This is a genomic window from Ruminococcus sp. FMBCY1, from assembly GCF_023921805.1.
GTDB lineage: Bacteria > Bacillota > Clostridia > Oscillospirales > Acutalibacteraceae > Ruminococcoides > Ruminococcoides intestinale_A.
On sequence record NZ_CP074197.1, the window covers coordinates 978,656 to 1,001,900 of the forward strand.

Annotated in this window: 20 protein-coding genes and 1 other annotated feature; of the genes, 5 read left to right on the forward strand and 15 right to left on the reverse strand. The window is 38.8% G+C overall.

Features of this window, described 5'->3' with window-relative positions; all coding sequences use genetic code 11:
• Nucleotides 1–44: 44 nt before the first annotated feature.
• From KGF34_RS04715 to gpr, 7 genes are all read right to left on the reverse strand, one after another.
• A complete protein-coding gene (locus KGF34_RS04715) occupies nt 45–1,610 on the reverse strand; it encodes a starch-binding protein (protein WP_195410135.1) in 1,566 nt (521 codons plus the stop codon).
• Between the two features lie 240 nt (nt 1,611–1,850).
• Complete coding sequence (locus KGF34_RS04720; protein ID WP_195410136.1) at nt 1,851–3,116, reverse strand: replication-associated recombination protein A; 1,266 nt, start codon at nt 3,114–3,116, stop codon at nt 1,851–1,853.
• A gap of 128 nt (nt 3,117–3,244) precedes the next feature.
• Nucleotides 3,245–4,501 (reverse strand): serine hydroxymethyltransferase, encoded by a 1,257-nt coding sequence (glyA, locus tag KGF34_RS04725; RefSeq protein ID WP_022234527.1) that lies wholly within the window; start codon nt 4,499–4,501, stop codon nt 3,245–3,247.
• A gap of 32 nt (nt 4,502–4,533) precedes the next feature.
• Nucleotides 4,534–5,517 carry a tRNA dihydrouridine synthase DusB gene (gene dusB / locus KGF34_RS04730; protein WP_252559997.1) on the reverse strand — a complete coding sequence of 328 codons (984 nt, stop codon included), beginning with the start codon at nt 5,515–5,517 and terminating at the stop codon, nt 4,534–4,536.
• 10 nt (nt 5,518–5,527) lie between these two features.
• Nucleotides 5,528–6,064, reverse strand: coding sequence for a hypothetical protein (locus KGF34_RS04735; protein ID WP_186934542.1), 537 nt, complete (start codon nt 6,062–6,064; stop codon nt 5,528–5,530).
• Between the two features lie 77 nt (nt 6,065–6,141).
• Nucleotides 6,142–7,239: a stage II sporulation protein P gene (gene spoIIP, locus KGF34_RS04740; RefSeq protein ID WP_252559999.1), complete on the reverse strand. Its 1,098-nt coding sequence runs from the start codon at nt 7,237–7,239 to the stop codon at nt 6,142–6,144.
• 55 nt (nt 7,240–7,294) lie between these two features.
• On the reverse strand, nt 7,295–8,170 hold the full coding sequence (gene gpr / locus KGF34_RS04745; protein WP_252560001.1) for a GPR endopeptidase: 876 nt from the start codon (nt 8,168–8,170) through the stop codon (nt 7,295–7,297).
• Nucleotides 8,171–8,300: 130 nt separating this feature from the next.
• Between gpr and KGF34_RS04750 the strand changes: the two genes are divergently transcribed.
• Nucleotides 8,301–9,920 (forward strand): lectin like domain-containing protein, encoded by a 1,620-nt coding sequence (locus KGF34_RS04750; RefSeq protein ID WP_252560003.1) that lies wholly within the window; start codon nt 8,301–8,303, stop codon nt 9,918–9,920.
• A 124-nt stretch (nt 9,921–10,044) separates the two neighbouring features.
• Here the strand turns inward: KGF34_RS04750 and KGF34_RS04755 are convergent, their stop codons facing one another.
• From KGF34_RS04755 to alaS, 8 genes are all read right to left on the reverse strand, one after another.
• The gene (locus KGF34_RS04755) at nt 10,045–11,877 is read right to left on the reverse strand and encodes a carbohydrate-binding domain-containing protein (protein ID WP_252560005.1); all 1,833 of its coding nucleotides are present in this window, start codon (nt 11,875–11,877) and stop codon (nt 10,045–10,047) included.
• Nucleotides 11,867–12,559, reverse strand: a complete 693-nt coding sequence (locus KGF34_RS04760) for a DUF4956 domain-containing protein (protein ID WP_195410143.1) — start codon at nt 12,557–12,559, stop codon at nt 11,867–11,869. Before KGF34_RS04760 ends, KGF34_RS04755 begins: the two co-directional genes overlap by 11 nt.
• A complete protein-coding gene (locus KGF34_RS04765) occupies nt 12,552–13,268 on the reverse strand; it encodes a polyphosphate polymerase domain-containing protein (RefSeq protein WP_252560007.1) in 717 nt (238 codons plus the stop codon). The genes KGF34_RS04760 and KGF34_RS04765 overlap by 8 nt, the downstream gene beginning before the upstream one ends.
• Nucleotides 13,269–13,506: 238 nt before the next feature.
• Nucleotides 13,507–14,721 (reverse strand): nucleotidyltransferase family protein, encoded by a 1,215-nt coding sequence (locus KGF34_RS04770; protein WP_252560010.1) that lies wholly within the window; start codon nt 14,719–14,721, stop codon nt 13,507–13,509.
• Nucleotides 14,722–14,731: 10 nt separating this feature from the next.
• Nucleotides 14,732–15,202: a S24/S26 family peptidase gene (locus tag KGF34_RS04775; RefSeq protein WP_249376926.1), complete on the reverse strand. Its 471-nt coding sequence runs from the start codon at nt 15,200–15,202 to the stop codon at nt 14,732–14,734.
• On the reverse strand, nt 15,195–15,458 hold the full coding sequence (locus KGF34_RS04780) for a PqqD family protein (RefSeq protein ID WP_022234538.1): 264 nt from the start codon (nt 15,456–15,458) through the stop codon (nt 15,195–15,197). Before KGF34_RS04780 ends, KGF34_RS04775 begins: the two co-directional genes overlap by 8 nt.
• Nucleotides 15,459–15,639: 181 nt before the next feature.
• Nucleotides 15,640–16,755 carry an LPXTG cell wall anchor domain-containing protein gene (locus tag KGF34_RS04785; protein ID WP_252560012.1) on the reverse strand — a complete coding sequence of 372 codons (1,116 nt, stop codon included), beginning with the start codon at nt 16,753–16,755 and terminating at the stop codon, nt 15,640–15,642.
• A 217-nt stretch (nt 16,756–16,972) separates the two neighbouring features.
• Nucleotides 16,973–19,606 carry an alanine--tRNA ligase gene (alaS, locus tag KGF34_RS04790; RefSeq protein WP_252560014.1) on the reverse strand — a complete coding sequence of 878 codons (2,634 nt, stop codon included), beginning with the start codon at nt 19,604–19,606 and terminating at the stop codon, nt 16,973–16,975.
• Between the two features lie 48 nt (nt 19,607–19,654).
• Nucleotides 19,655–19,870: a binding site (T-box leader), on the reverse strand.
• A gap of 184 nt (nt 19,871–20,054) precedes the next feature.
• Here alaS and thyX point away from each other — a divergent pair.
• Genes thyX through KGF34_RS04810 form a run of 4 tightly spaced genes read left to right on the forward strand, consistent with a single transcriptional unit; the run spans nt 20,055 to nt 23,231 of the window.
• Complete coding sequence (gene thyX, locus KGF34_RS04795) at nt 20,055–20,855, forward strand: FAD-dependent thymidylate synthase (RefSeq protein WP_289780774.1); 801 nt, start codon at nt 20,055–20,057, stop codon at nt 20,853–20,855.
• A 45-nt stretch (nt 20,856–20,900) separates the two neighbouring features.
• Nucleotides 20,901–21,572: a deoxynucleoside kinase gene (locus tag KGF34_RS04800; RefSeq protein WP_252560016.1), complete on the forward strand. Its 672-nt coding sequence runs from the start codon at nt 20,901–20,903 to the stop codon at nt 21,570–21,572.
• Nucleotides 21,566–22,462: a phosphatidylglycerol lysyltransferase domain-containing protein gene (locus KGF34_RS04805; RefSeq protein ID WP_252560018.1), complete on the forward strand. Its 897-nt coding sequence runs from the start codon at nt 21,566–21,568 to the stop codon at nt 22,460–22,462. The genes KGF34_RS04800 and KGF34_RS04805 overlap by 7 nt, the downstream gene beginning before the upstream one ends.
• Nucleotides 22,449–23,231 carry a GNAT family N-acetyltransferase gene (locus KGF34_RS04810; RefSeq protein ID WP_252560020.1) on the forward strand — a complete coding sequence of 261 codons (783 nt, stop codon included), beginning with the start codon at nt 22,449–22,451 and terminating at the stop codon, nt 23,229–23,231. The genes KGF34_RS04805 and KGF34_RS04810 overlap by 14 nt, the downstream gene beginning before the upstream one ends.
• Nucleotides 23,232–23,245 lie beyond the last annotated feature (14 nt).

The window sequence follows — 23,245 nt, forward strand, 5'->3', positions numbered from 1 at the left end:
TAGTACCTCAATTTATTTTAGTTAATCGTCGTATGTTTTAAAAATTACTTTTCTGCAACCATCTTCTGAAGCATTGTTGCGTCTATAACATCAAGAACACCGTTACCGTCAACATCACATGTCTTGAAATCATATTTCATACCGCTGTATTCAGCAATGATCATCTGGAGATATGTAGCATCGTTTACATCAACTTTGCCGTCACCGTCGCAGTCGCCAAGCATAAACGGAGTTGTTGTAGGCTGTACTGAAGTTGTAGGCTGTGTAGTTGGTTTTGGTGTAGTTGGTTTTGGTGATGTTGTAGGAATAACAGATGTAGTCGGCTGTGTTGTAGTCGGTACATTCGAATCAGCTGTATAAGTATAAGTCTTTGAAACCTTTGAGTTGTCAGAACCTTCAACATATACTTCAACTGTGTATGTTCCCTTTACTGTTGGTACAAATGAGTATGAATCGTTAAGTGTGTAATAAGGAATATTCTTATTACCGTTTGGATCTGTAACTACATACTTATAGAAAAGAAGGTTTGTACCTGTATTACCGCCGCCTGCAAGAACTTTAACTGTAGCTTTTGTGTTGAGCTTGATAAAGTTAAGATTAAGTGGTGTTACATTTTTAATAACAGGCTTAACGAGTGTTGAGTCATCTGCAACAGTAAGTGTGAGTGAACGCTCGTTTGTGTTGCCCTTTGTATCAGAATACTCAAACTTGATTGTATATTCACCAACTGCTGATGGTGTCCATACATACGAGTTTGTCGAGCTCATAGGAGATACTACCTTGCCGTTTACAGAAATCTGATAGCTGATAGTAGCATTTACAAGGCTATTTGCTGTTGTTGAAAGTGTAACAGCTGTACCTGTATAAATTGTTTTCGATGGGTCTGCTTTATAAGAAGTTACCTGAATATCACTTGTATCATATACAGACCAAGTATTTGTCTTGTTGTTGTAAAGGTCGCCTGAACCTACTGTAAGGTCATTTGACTTATTGCTGCCTGAACTGAAGATAACATTCTTATAAGCCTTATTAGGAGTATAAGACCATACATTATCGCCGATTTCAGTCATTGGTTTGCCCGGCCATGCAGCGTTGTTCTCTGTGCTGCTGTTCCACATATAGCAATATACATTTGACCAACCTGCATCATTCTGGCAGTAAATTGGTTTTGCATTGCCCGAAGAAGTTGCCGGCTGTGTAGCCTGTGTCGGCTTAGTTGATGATGTTGCCTGTGTTGGGTTAGTTACATCAGAGTAAGCTGACCACTTGCGTGTGCTGAGGTCATAAATCTGACCGTTGCCTGCATAAGTAAGGTCTGTTGTCTGATTGCCGCTGCCGTTGTTGAAAATAACATTCTTAAAATCACCCGAAAGTGTGTAAGCATAAACGTCATCTTCAACCTTTGTCATAGCCTCACCAGGCCATGCTGCGTTGTTGCCTGCACCATCTGTCCACATATAGCAGTACAGATTGGCCCAGCCGTTGTTTGCACGAACGTATACAGTATCGCCTGTTGCTGCTGATACTGCCATACTGCCTGCACAAACTGCAGATACTGCAAGCATAATACAAAGTATTAAGCTGAGTACCCTGTGCTTTGTTGTTACCATAAGAATTTCCTCCAAATTTTTTTTTATGGTTTTTGTGGATAATATAATCCCACGTTCTGACAATTATATTATACAACAATGTTTGCTAATATTTTTTTCTCTTTGAGAATTATTTTGATTTTCTTACAGCCAAATTTATTAGTCTATATTTGTATATATTCAACAAAAAGGCGAGAAAAAGCATTTATTAATATCAATATGCACAAATACAAGATGTTGTTTTTGTGACTATCTATAATACTATCTGTTCTTAATTTTATCCCAATAGTTCTTATATGCCTGTTCGTTTTTGTTGTCACCGTATTCGTAATAAACTCTGTCACGGATAATGTCCGGCAAATATTGCTGATTTACATAATGGTTCGGATAATCGTGCGGATAGTTATAAAACTGTCCTTTGTTATTATTATCTTCCCCATCATAGTGCATATTTTGAAGCTGTCTTGGTACAGGACCGTAATTGCCTGCTTTTAAATCCTGTGTTGCACGATTAATCCCCATATATGCGGAATTGGATTTCGGCGCATTGCATACCATTATAACTGCGTCTGCAAGCGGTATTCTCGCCTCCGGCAAGCCGACAGCCTGTGCAATATCCACACATGATTTTACAATAGGAATAAGCTGTGGATACGCAAGTCCTACATCTTCGCAGGCACACACCATAAGTCTTCTGCACGCACTCGGCAAATCCCCTGCCTCAAGCAGCCTTGCAAGATAATGCAAAGCCGCATTACTGTCACTGCCACGCATACTTTTTTGATATGCGGAAATTATATCGTAATGCTCGTCACCATCCTTGTCATATCGCACGGCGCTTTTTTGTACAAGTTCCGCAACACTTTCTTCGCTGACTTTTTTTACTCCGTCAACTTCGTCAGCCACAAGAATAGCAAGTTCAACCGCATTCATAGCTTTTCTTACATCACCTCCGCAGCCATGAGCGATTTTTTTACGACAACTTTCGGGAAAATCCACCTCTACCTCCTGTTCCTCGGAAATAATTTCCGCCGCTCTCTGCACAGCTCTTTCTATTTCTTCGGGCGGTACCGGTTTAAATTCAAAAACAGTCGAACGGCTTAAAATAGCATTATATACATAAAAATACGGATTTTCGGTAGTCGATGCAATAAGCGTAATCGAACCGTTTTCTATATATTCAAGCAAAACCTGTTGCTGCTTTTTATTAAAATACTGAATTTCGTCAAGATACAGTAAAATGCCGTTCATTCCCGAAAAAGTGTTCAACTCCGAAACTACCTCTTTTATGTCGGATGTTGATGCGGTCGTGCCGTTGAGTTTTTTCAGAGTTCTGTTCGTTCTTTTAGCTATATATGTAGCAAGAGTTGTTTTTCCCACTCCTGACGGACCGTAAAAAATCAGATTCGGAATTTCTCCGCTTTCAATTATTTTTCGCAGTGGCTTATTCGCTCCGAGCAAATGCTTTTGCCCCACAATATCATCAAGAGATTGCGGTCTTATTCTGTCTGCAAGAGGAGTATTCATATAATCAGCCTCATTTCAAATTTAGTATATATTTCATAGTACATTTGTTCGTAGAATTTGTCAAGATTTTTAGCAAAAAAATCCGTTCCGCCTTAAATTTGACGGAACGGAAAATAAACCGAATTTTATTATTCGTAAAGCGGATACTTTTTGCAGATTTCTTCAACGCCTGCTCTTACCTTGTCGGCACTGTTTTCAAAATCATTGAGAACAAGTGTAATATACTCGGCAATCTTGTCCATATCCTCTTCGTTAAGACCTCTTGTTGTAACAGCGGCAGTACCTATACGAACACCGCTTGTTACGAACGGAGAAAGCGGTTCACCCGGAATAGTGTTTTTATTTACTGTAATATAGCACTCATCAAGGCGAGCCTCAAGCTCTTTACCTGTAACACCTGTATCACGAAGATCCATAAGAAGCACATGGTTGTCTGTACCGCCCGAAACAAGCTTATTGCCTCTCTTAAGAAGTCCCTCCGCAAGAGCCTTACAGTTAGAAACAATCTTTGCACCGTACTCTTTAAATTCAGGCTTTAATGCCTCACCAAAGCAAACTGCCTTAGCCGCAATTGTGTGCATAAGAGGACCGCCCTGTGTACCGGGGAAAATTGCCTTGTCAATCTGCTTAGCAAATTCTTCACGGCAAAGGATAAGACCGCCTCTCGGACCACGGAGTGTTTTATGAGTTGTGGATGTAACAAATTCACAGTACGGAACAGGGTTTGGATGAACGCCTGCCGCAACAAGGCCTGCGATGTGAGCCATATCTACCATAAGATATGCGCCTACTTCATCGGCGATTTCACGGAGTTTTGCAAAATCAATAATTCTTGGATATGCAGACGCACCGGCTACAATAAGTTTTGGCTTACATTCCTTGGCAATCTCAAGAACCTTATCATAGTCAATTCTGTGTGTTACGCTGTCAACACCGTAAGGAACAAAGTTAAAATACTTACCTGAAATGTTTACAGGTGAACCGTGTGTAAGATGACCGCCCTCATTAAGGTTCATACCCATAACTGTATCGCCCGGGTTGAGCATAGCAAAGTAAACTGCTGTGTTAGCCTGTGCACCCGAATGTGGCTGAACATTTGCGTGTTCTGCGCCGAAAAGTTCGCAAGCTCTCTTGCGTGCAATTTCCTCAACAACATCAACGCACTGGCAACCGCCGTAGTAACGCTTTCCCGGATAACCTTCTGCATACTTGTTTGTAAGTAAGCTGCCCATTGCTGCCATTACAGCAGGAGAAACGATATTTTCGCTTGCAATAAGCTCAAGATTTCTTCTCTGTCTTTTAAGTTCCGCAGTCATTGCCTCGCCAACAGCAGGATCATAGCTGTTGAGATAATCAAGAGCTGCAATATTTGTTTTTTCACTCATAATTATTCTCCTTAATCTAAAAATATATAAGTTTAAGCATCATAAACAGATGATAAAGCCTTATTTTTCAGTGCGTACAAATCATTAAGAGTACACACTTTTCCTGATTGATTTCTGAGTTCTGCCGCACCGCGCATTCCCTTAAAATAACCTGCTATAAGTTTTCTTGCCTGCAGCATAGCCATATGCTCGCCTTTGTATTCAACCATTTTTTCAATATGTCGGCACATTACATTGAGTTTTTCTTCAAGAGTAGGTGCTTTTATAATACAGTCGGGATTCTCAAGATAAGTATTTATTTCCGAAAAAATCCACGGATTTCCCAAAGAGGCCCGTCCAACCATAACAAGCTGACAGCCTGTGTAATCCATAACTTCCTTTGCTATTTTTGCAGAGGTTATGTCGCCGTTTGCAATTACGGGGATTGACACCGCATTATTAACCTCTTTTATAATATCATAATCGACAGGAGGTTTATAATACTGTTCTCTTGTTCTTCCGTGAATTGTAATTGCCGCTGCGCCTGCCTGTTCACAGATTTTTGCAACTTCAACCGCATTTACGGCAGAATTGTTCCAGCCTTTACGAATTTTGACCGTAACAGGTACATCAACGGCATTTGTAACTGCCTTTACAATTTCACCGCAAAGCAGTGGATTTTTCATCAAAGCACTGCCGCTGCCGTTTGAACTGATTTTAGGTGCGGGACAACCCATATTTATATCAATAATATCGGGCTTGTTTTCCATAGAATGAACAGCCGCATCAGCCATACATTTAGGATCATCTCCGAAAATCTGAATACCGCAGGGGCGTTCATAGTCGGAAATTTCCATAAGCTCCTCACTTTTCTTACTGTTGAAAGAAAGCGCCTTTGAACTGACCATTTCACTTACGCAATAGGCGGCGCCAAATTCCACGCAAAGCTCACGGTACGCCCTGTCTGTAATGCCTGCCATAGGAGCAAGTACGGCACGGGACTTAAATTCTACATTTCCAATTTTAATTTTTTCCATACTGCTCTCCTTATGAAGAATAAATATCTCTCTGCTCTCTTCTGCGTTCAAGCGCATAAGATATTTTTGTACTGAGCAATACGAAAATCAAAACAATTATACCTACAATTACGCAAACCCAATATACAACACCTGCGGCATCATTGGTTTCGTAACGCTTTGTACTTACTTTTGAAGTCGAAAGCTGTGTAGGCGACACCGTTTCATTGACTACATTATTATTAAAATCATATTCTGTTGTTTCTTCGTAATACGGCTCTGTAGGTTCTTCTGTATATACAGGTTCCGTATATTCTTCTGTAACTTCTTCGGTATAATATTCAGTCGGTTGCTCTGTATATTCAGGTTCGGTTTCTGGATAAGTTTCGGGTTCGGTATACGGCTCTGTATATTCAGGGTCTGTATATACCTCTGTTTCAACTATATCTCCGTCATCAATTCCGTCACCGTCAATGTCTACAGCATAGGCACTGATTGCAACAACAAACATAAATAATACCGCAAACAGCACACAGACAGCAGATTTTGAAATTCTGTATTTTTTCATTACATTACTCCTTGCGGATACATATATTAAAATTATACCAAAAGTCGCAATATATTGCAAGCTATTTTTACATTTAATTATAACCCGTGTTTAAGCACCTCATAAAGCACATTTCCGAGCAATTCTCCGCTGTATTCCGCCTCTTCTATTGTATTTGCGTCTGTTCCTATTTCTATAAGCAAAGAGCCGTCGCAAATATACTCGTTGTACGCAAAATATCCGAAATTCAGCGGTCTTGTCATACCCGGATACATTTCTTCCGCTTTATTTTGAATTTTAAGCGCAAAATTAAGATTATTCTCCCAGCTTAAAAAATTCATCTCGCCGTCGGTATCGCAACCCGAAAGAATCATTATCTGTGCTCCCTGCTTACCGTCATATGTAAAAACAGGTTTTACCTTTTGAGTTTCAGTACCGATTGCGTCACGGTGAATATCAATTATTACCTTAATATCCGTGTTGGTTTCCATAATACTTTCAACGGTCTGCGCACTTCTGTCATAAGAACCGCTGTATGTTGAGTCGTGCACCGTGGTATCGTGCATAGTTTTTATTCCTCGCTTATTAAGCACATCGGTAATAGCATCTCCCACAGCCGTTACATTATAATCATTATTCTGCGTGCGTGAATAATAGCTTTCGTAAAAATAATCAACATCTTCGTCCATATAGCTTTCACTTGTGTGCGTATGATAAATAAGCACCTGCGCCGTTCCGTTTGAATCGACATCAAAAGGCAGTTCACTGTTTAAAGCGGAATCAAAATCGTAATCAAGTCCCGTATTGTTTTTCACATAAGCCGTACCGCATTTTACACCATTCGCACCAATCTGTTCGGCAAGAATATCGTAAACCGCCTCTCCGTCATGGTTTCCGAAAGAATCATAATATCCGCTTTTGTCTTTTTCTCCGTTTAGATTTCTTGTAATCGTAACAGGTTTCGTAATCGGCTGTGTTTCCTCCTGTTTCTTTTGTGTGGTATCGGTATTGGCAAGGGTTGTAGTTTCAGCATCGGCTAATTTATATGTACCGTCGGACAGAGTAAGCGCCGCAACCGCAAGCGCCGCAGGTTTATCGCTTGCAAAGCACTCCGGCATTCTCCGACAAACGCAGAAAACGGCAGTCGATACAAGGATAATCGACGCCGTTATTTTTAATGCTCCTAACTTTTTCACAAAATCACCGCCTCATAAAAATATATGCCGATGATTTTAATGTATGACCGAATTCCTACATAAGCGAAACAAGCTCGGAAATATTAAATTCATTTTGAAGTGCGCCGTTAAGCGCAAATGAAATCAGTCTTGAGGCTCTCTCGGTAAGCAAATCTATTTCCCTCGGTATTACTACCATCTGCCTGCCCTGCGGTGTGATTTTCTGCCTTGCCCTGTGCGGGTCATTGACGCTTAAAAGGTCAGATGCAAATGTGGCTGCATCTACAACCGTGGGCACTCCTATTGCTATTACGGGTACTCCTATAGTTTCTTTGTTAATCTTTGTACGGTGATTTCCAACGCCCGCCCCGGGTGAAATTCCTGTATCGCTTATTTGCAAAGTACAGCCGAGTCTTTCAAGTCTGCGTGATGCAAGTGCGTCTATTACAACAACTGTATTCGGTTTTATTCTTTTTACAATACTCAATATATATTCGCCTGTTTCAATGCCCGTCTGCCCTGTTACTCCCGTTGCCATAACCGCAACCGGTCTTAAGCGGTCAAGACCGGTACTTCTTGCAATCTCACCCGAAATATGCCTTGTCGCAAGCACTCTGGAGCTTGTTTTCGGGCCGAGAGAATCGGGAGTGATTTCAGGATTTCCGAGTCCTACTACAAGTACAAGGCCGTTTACCGGCAAAAGCCTGCGAATTTCCTTTCCTATAGTAATAAGTCTTTCGTCGGTTTCGGTAAAATTATCGGTAAGTGACGGAAGTTCTACTGTTATATAAGTACCCTCTTCTTTTCCGAGCTGCTGCCTGGCTTTTCTTGTTTTTACTTCAAGTCTTGAAATATCAAGTCCGTTTTCACTGTACTGAACAAAATCCACACCTCCGACATCTTCTCCCGCTATTTCACGAGCTTCTACCGCAAGGTCAGTTCTAAGTTCCATAAAGTCGCCCCTTTTATCTGTAAATATTGCTATTATCTTGTGTATAAACAGCGTTTATATTCTTTACAAGAAAGAAAATTTTTGATATAATAAAATTTGATATATATAAACAAAAAGGTGTGAATGTAAAATGATAAAATCACCTGTTATTAAGGCGATAACGGCAACAGTATCTGCACTTATGATATTTTCTGCTGTAAGCGTATCGGCTAATGCCGCAAGCATTGATAACAATTCAAAAACATTAAGTAAATTTCAAATTAAAACTTCAGACAATACAAAAAATGATATTCCGTATGCATACAGTTCAGTGGAGCTTGGCATTGTAAATTCTCCGAAAAGCCAAAAATACAACGATTGCTGGATATATTCCTCGCTCTCGGTGCTTGAAACAAAACTTTTAAAAAAAGATTTTACGGCTAATAATTTTTCTGCCGAGCATATGAACCTTTGGGCAACAACAAAAAGCAACGGTAAAGGCTGGCAGCGCAATGTCACTTCCGACGGCTATGCATTTACCGCACTCGGATATTTAAGTTCCTGGCAAGGCGGAATCGAACAAAGCGACTACGACACTCTTGCAGAAAAATATACTCCCGACAAAGACCTTTCCGCTTTTGTTAATTACGGGGCGACCGCTATAAAATACCTCGACAATTGTACACAAGAAGAAATTAAGCAAGAGATTATGGATAACGGTTCAATCTATGCGGCATATTCTCACAGTCCTTATTACGAAAATAATGACAGAACAGCGTATTTCTGTCCGCAAGGTTCTCCAAAATCCACAGGTCATGCAATAGCTATTGTCGGATGGGATGATAATTATTCAAAAGAAAATTTCAAAGCAATAAACGGTGTTTTACCCGAAAATGACGGAGCATGGCTTGTAAAAAACAGTTGGGGCGATTACAACACTTTAAACGGTTACTTTTGGCTTTCATACGAAGATTCTTATTTGTTTAGCAGTACCTTTAAATACAATTTTGCTGTTGAAGATGTCACGGAAATCACCGATGATGTTAAACTTATGCAAAATGAAATTTACGGTGCAACATATGAATTTAACTACATAAATGATGACAGCGTCACATATCTTAATCTTTTTAATTTTTCCGAGGGTTACAACAAACTTGATTCGGTAATGTTTGAAACCACCGCAAAAAATTCCGACTATGAAATCTACTATGTACCTGCCGAAAATAAAATTCCTGTGTCAGATGAAACCAAATGGACTAAATTAAACAGCGGAAAAGTTCCGTACAGCGGATATTTAAATATTGATACAAACGATTTTGACTTACCTGTAACTTACGGTGCAATCGCCGTTAAAATTAAAAAAAACAATGAAAGCGAAAAAAATACTATAGGCGTCGGTGAATGGCTTAACAAATCAAACGGCCAGTTTGCATTTATAAACGAAAGCCAAAAAGGCGAAAGTTTTATTTATCAAAACGGAACTATGACAGACCTTCTCGATTGGTACAAAACGGAGCGTGACGATAATCTTGGCGGCACATTCGTTATAAAAGCTGTTACAAATAAAACCGAACTTGCAGTCACACTGCTCGGCGACATTGACTTAAACAACAAAATTGACATTAAAGATGCAACCGATTTGCAGATAGCTATTTCAGGCGGTTCAAAACTTTCGGCTGTTCAAAATTTAAATGCCGATACTGACGAAAACGGCGAAATTAATGTAAACGATGTTACACAGTTACAATTTATGATTGCAAATAATAACTGAATACAGATGCAAACAGAATTTTTGGACAACTGCCTCTTTACCTGCAAATCGACAAATCACAAACATTCAACTTTAGACTAAAAGGAAAACACAACTGCTCATCGGAACAGTTGTGTTTTTCATTTTATCTCATTTGAGGACCGCCCCGCATATCTCCGCCCGGGTCACCCATTTCGTTTCCGTTCATATCGCCGTTGCCCATATTTCTGCCGCCCATACTTCCGGGACCACCCATACCGCCTGAACCGTATATGATAGAAGTCATTTCAACTTCTGTTGTACTGTCGCCTGTCGTTACAGTATATGTCTGACCTGTTGTAATACCCGGGCAACTGATAACCACACAAGCGTATGTCTTGGTAGGTGTGAACGATACAAGAACATCGCCGTCACTGTTTTTGACTGTGATTTCACCGCTCGAATTTGTATTTACAAGCATTGAACCTTGAGTTGAATTTTCTCCAAAGTTCTGTGCCATTTGAGATGAACCTGTGGCAATGAATATGCCACCTGTTATGGTAGCTTCTCCGTCATAATCAACCGCTCCGTTATCTCCGCTTGTCGAGCCAAAAACATAGGTTTCCCCGCCTGTAACGGTAAGCGAACCGTTTGAATCAACTCCGTCACCGTCAGCGTCAATTGTTATTTTGCCACCCGATATTGTAATGGAAGCATCTGATGAACCAAAATTGTCACGGTCAAATCCGCCACCGAATCCGCTTTCGTCTTTTCCGCCCGCGGCATTAAATCCGTCATTGCTCGATTTCAGATTAATTGTACCGCCTGAAATTTCAACTTCCGTTCCCTCTATTCCCTCATAGCTTTCGGTAATATTAATTGTTCCTCCGCTGATGCTTGTTTTGCTGTCGGCGTGGATACCGTCATCTCCTGTTGAAATTGTAAAAGTACCTCCTGATACGGTTACATTTGAATTTGAATGTAAACCGTCATCTTCGCAAGTAAGAATAAAAGTACCTCCGCTGATTGTAATATCTCCTCCTGCTTTTATTCCTTTTACACTTGCAGAATCTGTTGAACTTGAAGATGATGAATCTCTGTTTGAAGTAATATTAAATGTGCCGTTTTCAATTTGGACCGTCGTACCGGCATCAATGCCGTCACCTTTGCAATTAACGGTAAATTTACCGTCTGCTATATACACAAAGCCTTTTGAAGTATCGTCTGTATTTTCTGCGTGCAAACCGTCTTTACCCGAAGTTAAAGTATAAGTACCGCTTGCAATTCTGATACTGTTTTTACCGCTTAATGCATGGCTTGCGGCTGTAATATTGTATTCTCCGCTTGTAAGTTTTAAATCATCTTTAGAAACAATGCCGTGACCTTTTTCGGAAGTTACAGTCAATTTTCCCTCTCCGTTAAAGGTAATATCATCTTTTGCAAATACCGCCGCATCTACATTGTTGTCATCTGTCTGAACATAGTCACCTGTTGACGCAAGTGTATTTTCTGTGTCTTTTGCAGTTGTTACAAATACCTTATCTGCCTGTTTTACATATAAAGCGGCACTTGATTTACAGGTTACAGAGGCGTTTTTAAGTACAATCTGCACTTTTGTTTTATTGTCGGCATCTACAATAATCTGACCGTCGGATGTTGTACCCGTAACTATATATGTGCCCTCACTTTTAATAGTAACCTTACTTCCGCTGACAGAAACGCTGTCAGAGCTTGCGGTTGCACCTGATGATGAAAAAGCAATCATTACCGCCGAACTTTCATCATACCCTACCTCTTTGTCACGGTCGGTGAACATATCGCTGTCAAGAGATTCATCCGAAGCGATTGAAGCAGTAGAAACACTGTCTTTTGTAACAGTTGAAGAATTTGTCGAGGATGTTTTTTCATCTGTATTTGCGCAGCCTGTTACACTTACGGATATAATAAGTGCCACAAGCAATGCTGCAAATTTCCCTTTTCTTTTTAAATTAAAGCTCATTATTAGTTATCTCCTGTCTTGCCATACTTATTTCAAGATTGCCGTTTCTGCATCTCAAATCATCAATAAAATCTTTTTCATCGTTCGGGTTTTTGAGAGTTACATTATATGTAAGTTTGAACAAACTGCCCATATTAGCGGTTCTTACCGATACCGTTTCATATTTTACGGTATATTTTTCAAAAAGGTCGTCAAAAGCACCTGTATAATTTAAATCCTCGGGAATTGTGATTTTTAATATTCTGTCCTGCTCAAGTCTTTTGTCTGCACCGATATTTACTTTATTGAGGATAAACATTGCAATTCCTAAAATTAATGAGAACAGCACTGCGTATCCGAGATAACCCATTCCGCAAATCAAACCTGCACCCATTGCAAGGAAGATTGTGCCGATTTCTTTAGCGGTGCCGGGCACGGAACGAAATCTTACAAGGCTGAAAGCACCTGCCACAGCAACGCCTGCACCGACATTACCGTTTACCATCATAATTACCACACAAACTACGGCAGGTAAAAGTGCAAGAGTAACAACAAAGCTCTTTGTGTATTTGGTTTTGTATGAATAGACCGCCGCAAGAAAAATGCCGATTACAAGAGCAACTGCTATGCCAAGCAGAAATTGCGGCACTGCGATTGTTTCGGTTGTTGAACTGAAAATTCCTGAAAATAATGTATTAAGCATATTTTTTACCTCCGTTTGCTCTTTCGCTCATAATTGCAACATAAGCATTGCCGTATTTTGAAAAAGATGTTTTATAAATTTTGTTTTCGCTTAAAATGTTTGTCATCCACAGCGGAATTGCCGTGCCTGTCTTTATTTCCATAAGAGAATAATCATTTCTTAATATCGGTGTTCCGTAAATACCTTTACAAAGTGATAAATCATAGTTACGCCAAAGAATATTATCATCAAAGGTTACTCTGAAATCATAATCATTTTTTGAATAAAAGGCCTCTCGGTTGTATGAAATTACAACCTGCGGTGCAATGCCTTTGTAATGCTCAAGAAAATAATTGACTTCTCTTAAAATCTGACTGTCGGCAATATGTTCACCGTTGCAAAGATAACGCATACTCTCGTTCTCGCTCATTTCGGTTCTGCGTTTATAGACAACACGCTTATATTTCTTTTTGATTTCTATAAAAGTTGTGCTGTCGTATTTTGCAACTCCGTAACTTCTCAATCTTAACTTTTCCTTATAAACGGGATGTTCAAGCGAGCGTCTTATCAGTAAAAAATCAGGTGTGTCAAAATATATGTTGCAAATTGTGCTTTTGCCGTATTTGTCGGCATACATATATTTTTGCATTTCCCGCATAATCATTTTCTTTTGTTCATCAGTCACAAGGTACTTTATTTCATAGCGTTTAAATACGCTTTGGTAACTCATATTTAACTCCCCTTTTGTTTTGATGAGTATATTGTACCGTTGTAACTTTAAATGAAATTTAAATTTTACTTAAAATTTACCTAAAATTTAAAAAATAAATAAAAAAGAGAGGAATAGTTAGGACGGACTAACTATTCCTCTTTAAATCAGCGAACACCAAGTGCCGTTAGTGTTCGCTAACTTGTTTAATATTATATCAATAAATACATTATTTGTCAATTAAAACATAAATAAAATTTTATTTAACATCAAAACCCACTTCTGTTTGAATATAATTAAAATAACTTACATCATCATCGGTATAAGAAGTTCTGTTGTTAAAACCTTTTTTTATATTAATATTTCTGTCAATAAAAATTCTTCTGCACCACATACATGTCCATGAATACGGCAATAAAATCGGCATTTTCTCAACAAACGGATATTTATTTGCCATATATGTTTTATTCGGAAAAAGCGATGAAATAAAATTAGCAAATCTTGATTTTTTTCTGCCTGTTTTAGTATTAACTCTTTGTCTTTCCATTTCGGACATAACCGCAACATCTACTCTGCCGAGAGCCATACTTAATAAAATATATTCTTCAACATCGTCAAAATCTTTAACTTCACTGCCTTTTGAAAACCATTTCAGTGAAATATCACGCAGTTTTTTCTCAAACAAGGTTATTCCTAATTTTTCAAACTGTTCACTCAAATATTTTTGATTAAGTTGATCAGAATATTTTTTATAAAATACATATTCGTCGGCAATCATTCTTATGCCGATTCCGCCTTGGGAAAAATGTTTTGCACTGTGAAGCAACATATAAATATAATAATCCTCAAGCGTCATTTCTTTTGAATAAGAATACCCGTCACGCACCTTAGCTTTTTCAAGTTGATTTTCCAATAAAGAATAATTTATATTATCCTTTTTTAAAAGTGAACGGTGCATTTCAATATACATAAACGGTGCTTTTACAAAATGATATTGTTGATCGTCATTTTTTTTAAATTTGTACCCGTTTTGTTTAAATATATTTTTTATTCTGTCAATATCGTTTATATCAAACAAAATATCATAATCTGAAATTGAGCGTTCAAATGAGTTGGGATAGTCTTCCTTAAGAAAATAGCCTTTCATAGGGAGATTATATATTTTCCCTTCATCAAAACATTTAAGCAGACTTTCAATTTCATATTTCATCATCGTATCAATATAAATCCAATGATTAAGATTATTTTTTACATAAGATAACAATTCATCTGAAACCGAATATTTTTTTGACAGCATTAAGACAGCCTCATCAAAAATTGCGTCCATTCTGGTATCATTAGAAATCTGCCTTATGTGGTCAAGATTACAATTTTCATACGGCAACTGCGGTTCTGTTCCGTTTAAAACACTTGATACAAGCGTCAAATAATATGCATATTCTTTTTTTTGAGCGTCATTAAGATGTTTTTTCATTATACAAAAACTACCTTTTCTTTTTTATATTTATCGACTTATTCATTCTGTGCGCTGAATAAAGCATACGCATTGGCGCTTTGATATACTCCCACGCTGACTTATAAAATCTGTATGAAAGCGAATTATCGGTATAGTGTTTTCCTTTTCGATAAAATGCGGTAACCACACCTATAATATTTTCGTCAGTAATTCCCCGTTCTTTATGAAACTGATTATCACCGCAAAAAATATATTTGCCGTCCTTATCAAAACCGACAACTCTGTGCAAAACAAAATCGCCGTTACTTCTTCGGTATAAAGCAACATCAAGATATTTTAGCCTGCCCTCCGGCTTTTTCAGGACAACCACATCTTCGCCGTTTCTTAGCATAGGATACATACTTGTTCCGTGCGGAGTAAATGTAACCGTGCCTCCGCTGTTAAGTTTTTCTTTAATAATTTGTATTACATCTTCAAGCTGAATTTCTTTATTATTCAAAGACATTTGCATCCTTTAACTTATTAATAAATATATCTATATCCGCACTTGCTTTTTCTTTTGTTACATCGTACTCACTAATCATTTTAGCAATAAGTTCGTCTTTCTCAATTCCTTTTTGCAACTGTTCAAATAAGAAAGCACCCGTTTCATTGAGATTTATAACACCGTTAAAATCAAGTGTAAGACTGTTTACCGGTACCACTACATATGAATCGGCTACTTTTCTTAAAACAAAATCATCTTTAATTTTCATACTCATTTCTCCTCATATATGTCATATATGAATATAATATTTTTTTAATTGTTTTGATAATAATATTGTAATACATAAAGCATAAAAAAGCAAGTAATGAGAGAGTTTTGAGCATACAAAAAGCTCCGCAGAAAACTCTGCGGAGCTAAGTGATTAAGTATTAATTATCTGTTAAGATAAATTAGTTCTCTCTTCTTCTAACGAGGAAGAATACACCTGCAGCTGCAACCATTACGCCGGCAAATACGAAGAAGATTGTTGTCTCCTGACCTGACTGTACTGAGTTAGAGCCTGATGATGAACCATTTGATGAAGAGCCGTTTGATGATGAACCGCCGTTTGAAGAACCACCGTTTGATGAACCGCTTGTATCAGCAGCATCGTTCTTAGCCTCTGCATTCTTAATCTCATCTTTGTTAACTTTTTCGCCACCCTTTGTTGGGTCTGTGCAGTTACCAAGGATACCCTCAATTGTTGCCTTCTTCTTGTTAGCAACATCCTGAGTCATTGTTTCTTCCTTAACAAAACCCTCAAGTTTGAAATTTACATTAGACATTACAGCGAGTGGGCTGACCTTGAGTTGGTTGATAAGATCCTGTGTCTTATCTGTCTTACTTGTATCAGCAGTACCGTCGTCAGAAACATAATCGAGAAGGTAGTCAGCTAAAAGTGTTACATCTGTTGTACCGTCTGCAAGAGCTGTACCGACTACTTTTGATGTTGAAGTAATAACCTTCTGCGGACCACATTCCGGATGGTTCTTCCATGCAGCCTCAGTATCAGTCTTTTGGCTGTCCTTAGGGTTCTCGATCTTGTTACCTGTTACATACACAGTATCGCCAATGCAGTTACCGTTCATGATTGTGTTGTAAATCTGAGCACCTGTATCAGCACTGAAGATTACGCAATATAAGTTCTTGCTGCCGGCATTCTGAATTTCTTCAGCGTTGCCTGTCTTTGTTATATCATAAGAATAAAGATCGTCGCTTTCCTTTTTGCACACTTCTTTCTTTGTCTGCCAGCTTGGCCATTTACCTGTACCGTCAGCTCTCCAGACGTGGCAATAGATCTTGCTAAAGTTTTTCCAACCTGCACTCTTTACATCAAAGTAAATCTTTGTGCCGGCACCTACCTGTGACTCGTCACCTGCTGCTACTGCTGAAGAATCGTCAGCTGCTACTGCAGACTCGTCATTTGCTGCTACTGCGTCCTCTGCTTCAGCTGCACTTGCTGCAAATGCGCCTGCTGAAAGTACTAATGTTGAAGCAAGAGCAAGACTCATTACTTTTTTGAACATTTTAAATCTCCTCCATTGTTCATTAACTTTTAGGAATACACTATTCCATTGGAATTATTATACATCAAACATTACAAAACTTCAATACTTTAATTTCTTTTTATCGTTGTTTTAATATACAATCTTGCCAGACTGTTTTTAGTAGTTCTAAACAATAATAGCAATAAATTGCAATCTTTCAGACAACAAAAATCAAATTATGTGGATTTCGCAACATTTATGCCTTAATCATACCATATACAGTTTCTTTAACGATAGCAAGTGCTTCATCAATCTTTTCAGGATTTTTTGCACCTGCCATAGCCATATCCGGCTTACCGCCGCCGTTGCCGCCCGCTGCCTGTGCAACAGCCTTAACGAGTTTGCCTGCATTTACGCCGAGTGCCTTAGCATCTTTACCGCAAGATGCGGCAAATGTAACCTTGCCGTCATTTTCACAAGCAAGTACAACTACAGAAAGCGGAGCAACATCTTTTGTTCTCTCGCACATTGCACGAAGTGCGTCAGCGTTTGCATTGTCAATTTTTTTAGCAATAATTCTTACGCCGTTTTCAATTTCAGAATTAATAAAGAGGTTGTCAACCTGCATAGCAGCAAGCTTTGTGTTAAGCTCTGCAATTTCTTTCTGCTGATCATGAAGTAAGGTTGCAATCTTCTGTGCGCCCTCTGTGAGTGCTTTCGTATTTGAAATCTTAAGTGTTTCGCAAACGTTGAGTACAGTTTCACGGACATCGTTCATATACTTAAGAACTCCGATACCTGTAATAGCCTCAATTCTTCTTACACCTGATGCAACAGAACCCTCCTGACGGATTCTGAACAAGCCGAGGCTTGATGTATTTGTAGCATGTGTACCGCCGCAGAACTCAACTGAGAACTTACCGATGCTTACAACTCGTACAACATCGCCGTACTTCTCGCCAAACAATGCCATAGCGCCGAGTTTCTTTGCCTCTTCGATTGGCATTTCCTTTGTAACAACAGGGATAGATGCAAGAATCTTCTTGTTTACAAGGTCTTCGACTTTCTTAAGCTCTTCATCTGTGAGAGCCTCAAAGTGAGTAAAGTCAAAACGAACCGAATGGTCTGTTACAAGCTGACCTGCCTGATGAACATGATTGCCGAGAACTTCACGAAGTGCGGCCTGTAAAAGGTGAGCCGCTGTGTGGTTACGCATAATATTTGCTCTTCTGTCAAAGTCAACGATTGCACGAAGTTCTGTGCCGACCTCAAGTGTACCGCTCTTAATTGTACAAGAATGGAGATAAACACCCGAAGCATCCTTAGTTGTATCGTCAACATCAACCTCAAGAGTACCCGATTCCATTACACCTGTGTCGCCTACCTGTCCGCCACTCTCTGCATAGAACGGAGTTTTGTCGAGAACAACAAGAGCTGTTTCGTTTTCGCCGACGCTGTCAACTCTGATACCGTCTTTAATGATGGCAAGAACCTTGCTGCCTGTATTAAGGTCAGTATAACCGCAAAATTCTGTTTTAGCAATATCAGAAAGGTCTGTTGAATCCGAAATCCAAGCGTCTGTGTCTTCTTTCTTTCTTGCATCTCTTGAACGCTGTTTCTGCTCTTTCAAAAGCTCGTGGAAACGGTCAACATCAACATCAATACCCTGCTCGGATAGAATTTCTCTTGTAAGGTCGATTGGGAAACCGTAAGTATCGTTGAGCTTAAATGCGTCCTCACCGCTGAGAACCTTAATATCCTGGTCGTCAACAATGCCCTGCAAGAGCTTAAAGCCCTGGTCGATTGTCTTTTGGAAGCTTTCTTCCTCGACTCTGATAATCTTTGTAATAAAGTCCTGCTTTTCTCTTAATTCAGGATATGCCGATTCATTTTCTTTTATTACAGTTTCGCATACCTTATACAAGAATGCGTCTTTGTATCCTAAGAGTCTGCCATGACGAGCAGCTCTTCTAAGCAAACGACGGAGAACATAACCCTTACCCTCATTTGACGGGAGAACACCGTCACCAATCATAAAGGTTGTGCTGCGGATATGGTCGGTGATAACTCGGAGTGAAATATCCTTTTTATCGTCTTCACCGTAGTTTACACCTGTAATTTCAGAAATCTTCTTCATAATATTCTGAACAGTATCAACCAAGAAAAGGTTATCAACACCCTGCATTACGCAAGCAAGTCTTTCAAGGCCCATACCTGTATCAATGTTAGGATGAGCAAGCGGAGTGTAGTTGCCGTTGCCGTCGTTTTCGAACTGTGAGAATACAATGTTCCATACCTCAACGAAACGGTCACACTCGCAGCCGACATGACAGTCAGGCTTGCCGCAGCCCTTTTCGTCACCACGATCAAAGTAAATTTCAGAACATGGGCCGCAAGGACCTGAACCGTGCTCCCAGAAGTTGTCTTCTTTGCCGAGTCTTACCATATGAGATGGCTCAACACCGATTTCTTCGGTCCAAATCTTGTAAGCCTCGTCATCGTTTTCATAAATAGATACATAGAGCTTATCAACAGGCATTTCGAGAACTTTTGTAAAGAACTCCCATGCCCAAGCTGTAGCCTCGTGCTTGAAATAGTCACCGAAAGAGAAGTTACCGAGCATTTCAAAGTATGTGCCGTGACGGGCAGTAATGCCTACCCTCTCAATATCGGGAGTACGGATACACTTCTGACAGGTTGTTACACGCTTTCTCGGCGGTGTAACCTCACCTGTAAAATACTTTTTCATAGGAGCCATACCGCTGTTAATAAGCAGAAGGCTGTTGTCGTCCTTCGGAACAAGCGAAAAGCTCGGAAGTCTTAAATGACCCTTACTCTCAAAAAATGAAAGAAACTTTTCACGAAGTTCGTTAAGTCCTGTCCATTCCATCAAAAATCTCTCCTTAAAAAATTTGCAAAATAAAATCCTGCCCCATAAAAATGGGACAGGAGAATAATTCCTGCGGTACCACCCAAATTGGTGCTTAAACACCCTCTTTGAGTAATCTTACGATTACAATCCTTAACGCAGATATACGCTGTGCTTAGTCACACAGAGCTCAGGGGCAGCGTGCTGTAAACATTCATAAAGTCTTGCACCGACCGACTTCTCTCTGAAAGAACGAGATACAGCTAATCCCGTCAACGCCAATTACATATACTTTTTATTCAGTAGCATTATAAAACTAATTATTCACAATGTCAAGTGAATATCGGAAATTTTCTGATATTTTTCTTTTTTCGTACCGCAACAATCGCATTAATTTTGTTGCATATTGCGACACAAAATGATATAATACATTTATATATGTTTTTATATCGCTTTGGAGGAGATTATTTTGAGTGCAAAAGTCACTTTACTTACTTATACGCCAAATCCCGAAATGACGGTTGCAATGGCAGCAAAACTCTGCTACTCACCGTCCGAAATATCAAATATAAGAGATGGTCTTACTGAGGAAAAGACCGCTGATTTTATAGATATGCTTTCAAACATCGGGCACGGCAGTCCGTTTGAACACGCTTCTTTTACCTTTGGCATTGAGGGCATTTCAAGAGCCTGCTCACATCAGCTTGTAAGACACAGAATCGCATCTTACAGTCAGCAGTCGCAGCGTTATGTTGACGGCACAAAGTTTGATTTTGTAACACCGCCTGAAATTGCAAAAAACGAAAAGGCGCTTGCCGCTTATAACAAAGTAATAGAAATGCAGTCAAAGGCTTACAGCGAAGTTCGTGACGCACTTGTTGCAGGATATATCAGAGAGGCAACAGGAAACTGTGACGATAACGATGAAGAAGTCATAGAAAACTACAGAAACGAAAACAAAGCAAAATTCAATGCTTTTGTAAAAAAAGCAAATGAAGACGCAAGATTTATTCTTCCTAACGCATCAACCACAAAAATTGTATGCACCTTTAATGCAAGAAGTCTTGAGAATTTCTTTGCACACCGCTGCTGTAACCGTGCACAGTGGGAAATCAGAGATGTTGCCGAGCAAATGCTTAAACAATGTCTTGAAGTTGCTCCGCATTTATTCAAAAACTGCGGTCCTGCGTGTTTGTTCGGTGCTTGTCCCGAGGGCAAAATGAGTTGCGGCAAAATGAAAGAAGTACGCAAAAAATACGGCAGAGAGTAATATTTTAATTATATTTTAGAATAATAGAAATGGATAGGAACAAAAATGAGTGCAAAATTCATTGTAATAGAGGGTCTTGACGGAAGCGGAAAGGCTACCCAAACAAAAATCCTCTTTGATAAAATTTCAGCAATGGGAAAAAGCATTAAAAAACTTGAATTTCCCGATTACGCAAACGAAAGCTCGGCACTTGTAAAAATGTATCTCGGCGGAGAATTCGGCAGTAATCCGAATGATGTAAACGCTTATGCTGCTTCGTCCTTTTATGCGGTAGACAGAGTGGCAAGTTTTCTTAAATTTTGGAAAAAAGATTACGAAAACAGTGATGTGATTTTAAGCGACAGATACGCTACATCCAATATAATTTATCAGATGTCTAAACTTGACAAATCGGAGTGGGACAACTTTATTGAATGGCAGGAGGATTTTGAATACAAAAAGCTTGCCGTACCTAAGCCGGACAAGGTTATTTATCTTGATGTTAAACCCGAAGTATCGCAAAAACTTATGAGCAAAAGATACGAGGGTGACGAAAGCAAAAAGGACTTGCACGAAAAAAACTTTGCATTTTTACTCGAATGTAGAAAATCGGCACTTTATGCCGCAAAAAAATGCGGCTGGACAGTAATTAACTGCTGTGAAAACGGAGAAATAAAGTCTATAGAATCAATAGCAGAGGAAATAGAAAAGGCGGCTGAAATTAATACTTTATGCTAAACTTTAAGCTGATAGAAAAATCCGATATAAATAAATTTCAGAAATACTACGACAATCCGGAGGGAATTTCACTTACTACCAATATTTTGAGCGCATACCTCTGGAGAAATGAATATAATATAAAATTTGCTTTGTACAACAACTGTTTAATAAAAGCATATTTTAATGACGATGACAGCGTGTGGGGATATTGCCTGCCGCACGGCGAAGATATAAAACCCGCTGTCGAAGAAATCATAAAGGACGCTCACGAGCGTGGGCAAAAACCTTTTATCGTAATGCTGACAGACGCACAGAGAGTTAAACTCGAAACCCTCTTCCCGTCAGAATTTAACTATGAATTTTCACCCGAAAATCAGGAATATGTCTATTTGTCAGAAGATTTAATAAATCTTTCGGGCAGAAAATTCCACGCAAAGCGCAACCATATTTCAAAGTTTAAGAACGGTTATCCCGATTACAGATTTGAAGAAATAACAAATTCAAATAAAGAGGACGCTTATAAAGTAATGCTTGATTGGTGTGCCGAAAATGAAATTGATATTGAGCACTACGAAGAAAAAAATGCAATCAGAGAGGCTCTTGACAATATGGAAGAATTTAAAATGCACGGCGGAATTGTTTATGTAAAAGACAAAGCTGTTGCCATGACTCTCGGATGCGAAATCTCCCCCATTGCATTTGATATATGTTTTGAAAAAGCTTTGCGTGAATACGACGGCATTTATGCAGTAATTAACAATGAATTTGCCAAAACGCTGTCTTCTTATAAATATATAAACCGTGAAGAAGATATGGGTATAGAGGGACTTAAAAAGTCCAAACTCTCATATAATCCCATAATTCTGATTGCGAGGTATAACGCAACATTAAAAAATGATGGAAATTAATTTTTGTAAACCCGACAGTTCCGATATTAAATCACTTAAAAAGCTTTGGCTTTCATCTTTTGATGAAGAACCGAAAGCTGTTGATTTATTTTTTGACAAATGTTTTAATGCAAAACAAACTTATATTGCAAAGTACGGCGAAAAAATCATCTCCGCACTTTATCTTATAAGTGCAAGTTTTAACGGTCAAAAAGCTCATTATCTTTGCGGTGCGTCAACCCATAAAGATTTTCGCAAGCAAGGCATTATGAGCAAATTAATTAAATACGCTCTTGAAGATTCGGCAAAAAGCGGAGATAAGTATTCCTTTCTTTTCCCTGCAAACGATAATCTTTATAACTATTATCAAAATTTCGGTTATCGTGAAAACTGCATTGCTTATATTTCCGATTTTTCAAGAAATGATTTACTTTCTTTGCAGGAATTAAATTCCAGCGAAAATAATATTCTCAAGCAGGGTAATGACTTTAAGAATTTTGCTGTCGAATATTATTCAACATATAATATAAAAAATGTTAAAAGCAAAAATTATTTTGCATTGTTTGAAGAAAATGAAAATACGGCAGAAGTATTTTACTTTGAATTTGAAAAAAACAATTTAAAAAATTTGATAAATGATATTCTGCAAAATACCGATGCCGAATATTTCAGATTTACACATAACAAAATATTTGAAAACGCACAAAAAATCCGATATGGAATGGTAAAATCGCTTGACAGCAAAATCACCGTGCCAAAGGATATTTATATAGGAATAACATTAAATTAAGTATAGAAAGGGTA

Bases quoted from the DNA above. Each gene is read 5' to 3' on its own strand.
- KGF34_RS04715 (WP_195410135.1), bottom strand. From the start codon at position 1,610: ATGGTAACAACAAAGCACAGGGTACTCAGCTTAATACTTTGTATTATG.
- KGF34_RS04720 (WP_195410136.1), bottom strand. From the start codon at position 3,116: ATGAATACTCCTCTTGCAGACAGAATAAGACCGCAATCTCTTGATGAT.
- glyA (WP_022234527.1), bottom strand. From the start codon at position 4,501: ATGAGTGAAAAAACAAATATTGCAGCTCTTGATTATCTCAACAGCTAT.
- dusB (WP_252559997.1), bottom strand. From the start codon at position 5,517: ATGGAAAAAATTAAAATTGGAAATGTAGAATTTAAGTCCCGTGCCGTA.
- KGF34_RS04735 (WP_186934542.1), bottom strand. From the start codon at position 6,064: ATGAAAAAATACAGAATTTCAAAATCTGCTGTCTGTGTGCTGTTTGCG.
- gpr (WP_252560001.1), bottom strand. From the start codon at position 8,170: ATGGAACTTAGAACTGACCTTGCGGTAGAAGCTCGTGAAATAGCGGGA.
- KGF34_RS04750 (WP_252560003.1), top strand. From the start codon at position 8,301: ATGATAAAATCACCTGTTATTAAGGCGATAACGGCAACAGTATCTGCA.
- KGF34_RS04755 (WP_252560005.1), bottom strand. From the start codon at position 11,877: ATGAGCTTTAATTTAAAAAGAAAAGGGAAATTTGCAGCATTGCTTGTG.
- KGF34_RS04760 (WP_195410143.1), bottom strand. From the start codon at position 12,559: ATGCTTAATACATTATTTTCAGGAATTTTCAGTTCAACAACCGAAACA.
- KGF34_RS04765 (WP_252560007.1), bottom strand. From the start codon at position 13,268: ATGAGTTACCAAAGCGTATTTAAACGCTATGAAATAAAGTACCTTGTG.
- KGF34_RS04770 (WP_252560010.1), bottom strand. From the start codon at position 14,721: ATGAAAAAACATCTTAATGACGCTCAAAAAAAAGAATATGCATATTAT.
- KGF34_RS04780 (WP_022234538.1), bottom strand. From the start codon at position 15,458: ATGAAAATTAAAGATGATTTTGTTTTAAGAAAAGTAGCCGATTCATAT.
- KGF34_RS04785 (WP_252560012.1), bottom strand. From the start codon at position 16,755: ATGTTCAAAAAAGTAATGAGTCTTGCTCTTGCTTCAACATTAGTACTT.
- alaS (WP_252560014.1), bottom strand. From the start codon at position 19,606: ATGGAATGGACAGGACTTAACGAACTTCGTGAAAAGTTTCTTTCATTT.
- KGF34_RS04800 (WP_252560016.1), top strand. From the start codon at position 20,901: ATGAGTGCAAAATTCATTGTAATAGAGGGTCTTGACGGAAGCGGAAAG.
- KGF34_RS04805 (WP_252560018.1), top strand. From the start codon at position 21,566: ATGCTAAACTTTAAGCTGATAGAAAAATCCGATATAAATAAATTTCAG.
- KGF34_RS04810 (WP_252560020.1), top strand. From the start codon at position 22,449: ATGATGGAAATTAATTTTTGTAAACCCGACAGTTCCGATATTAAATCA.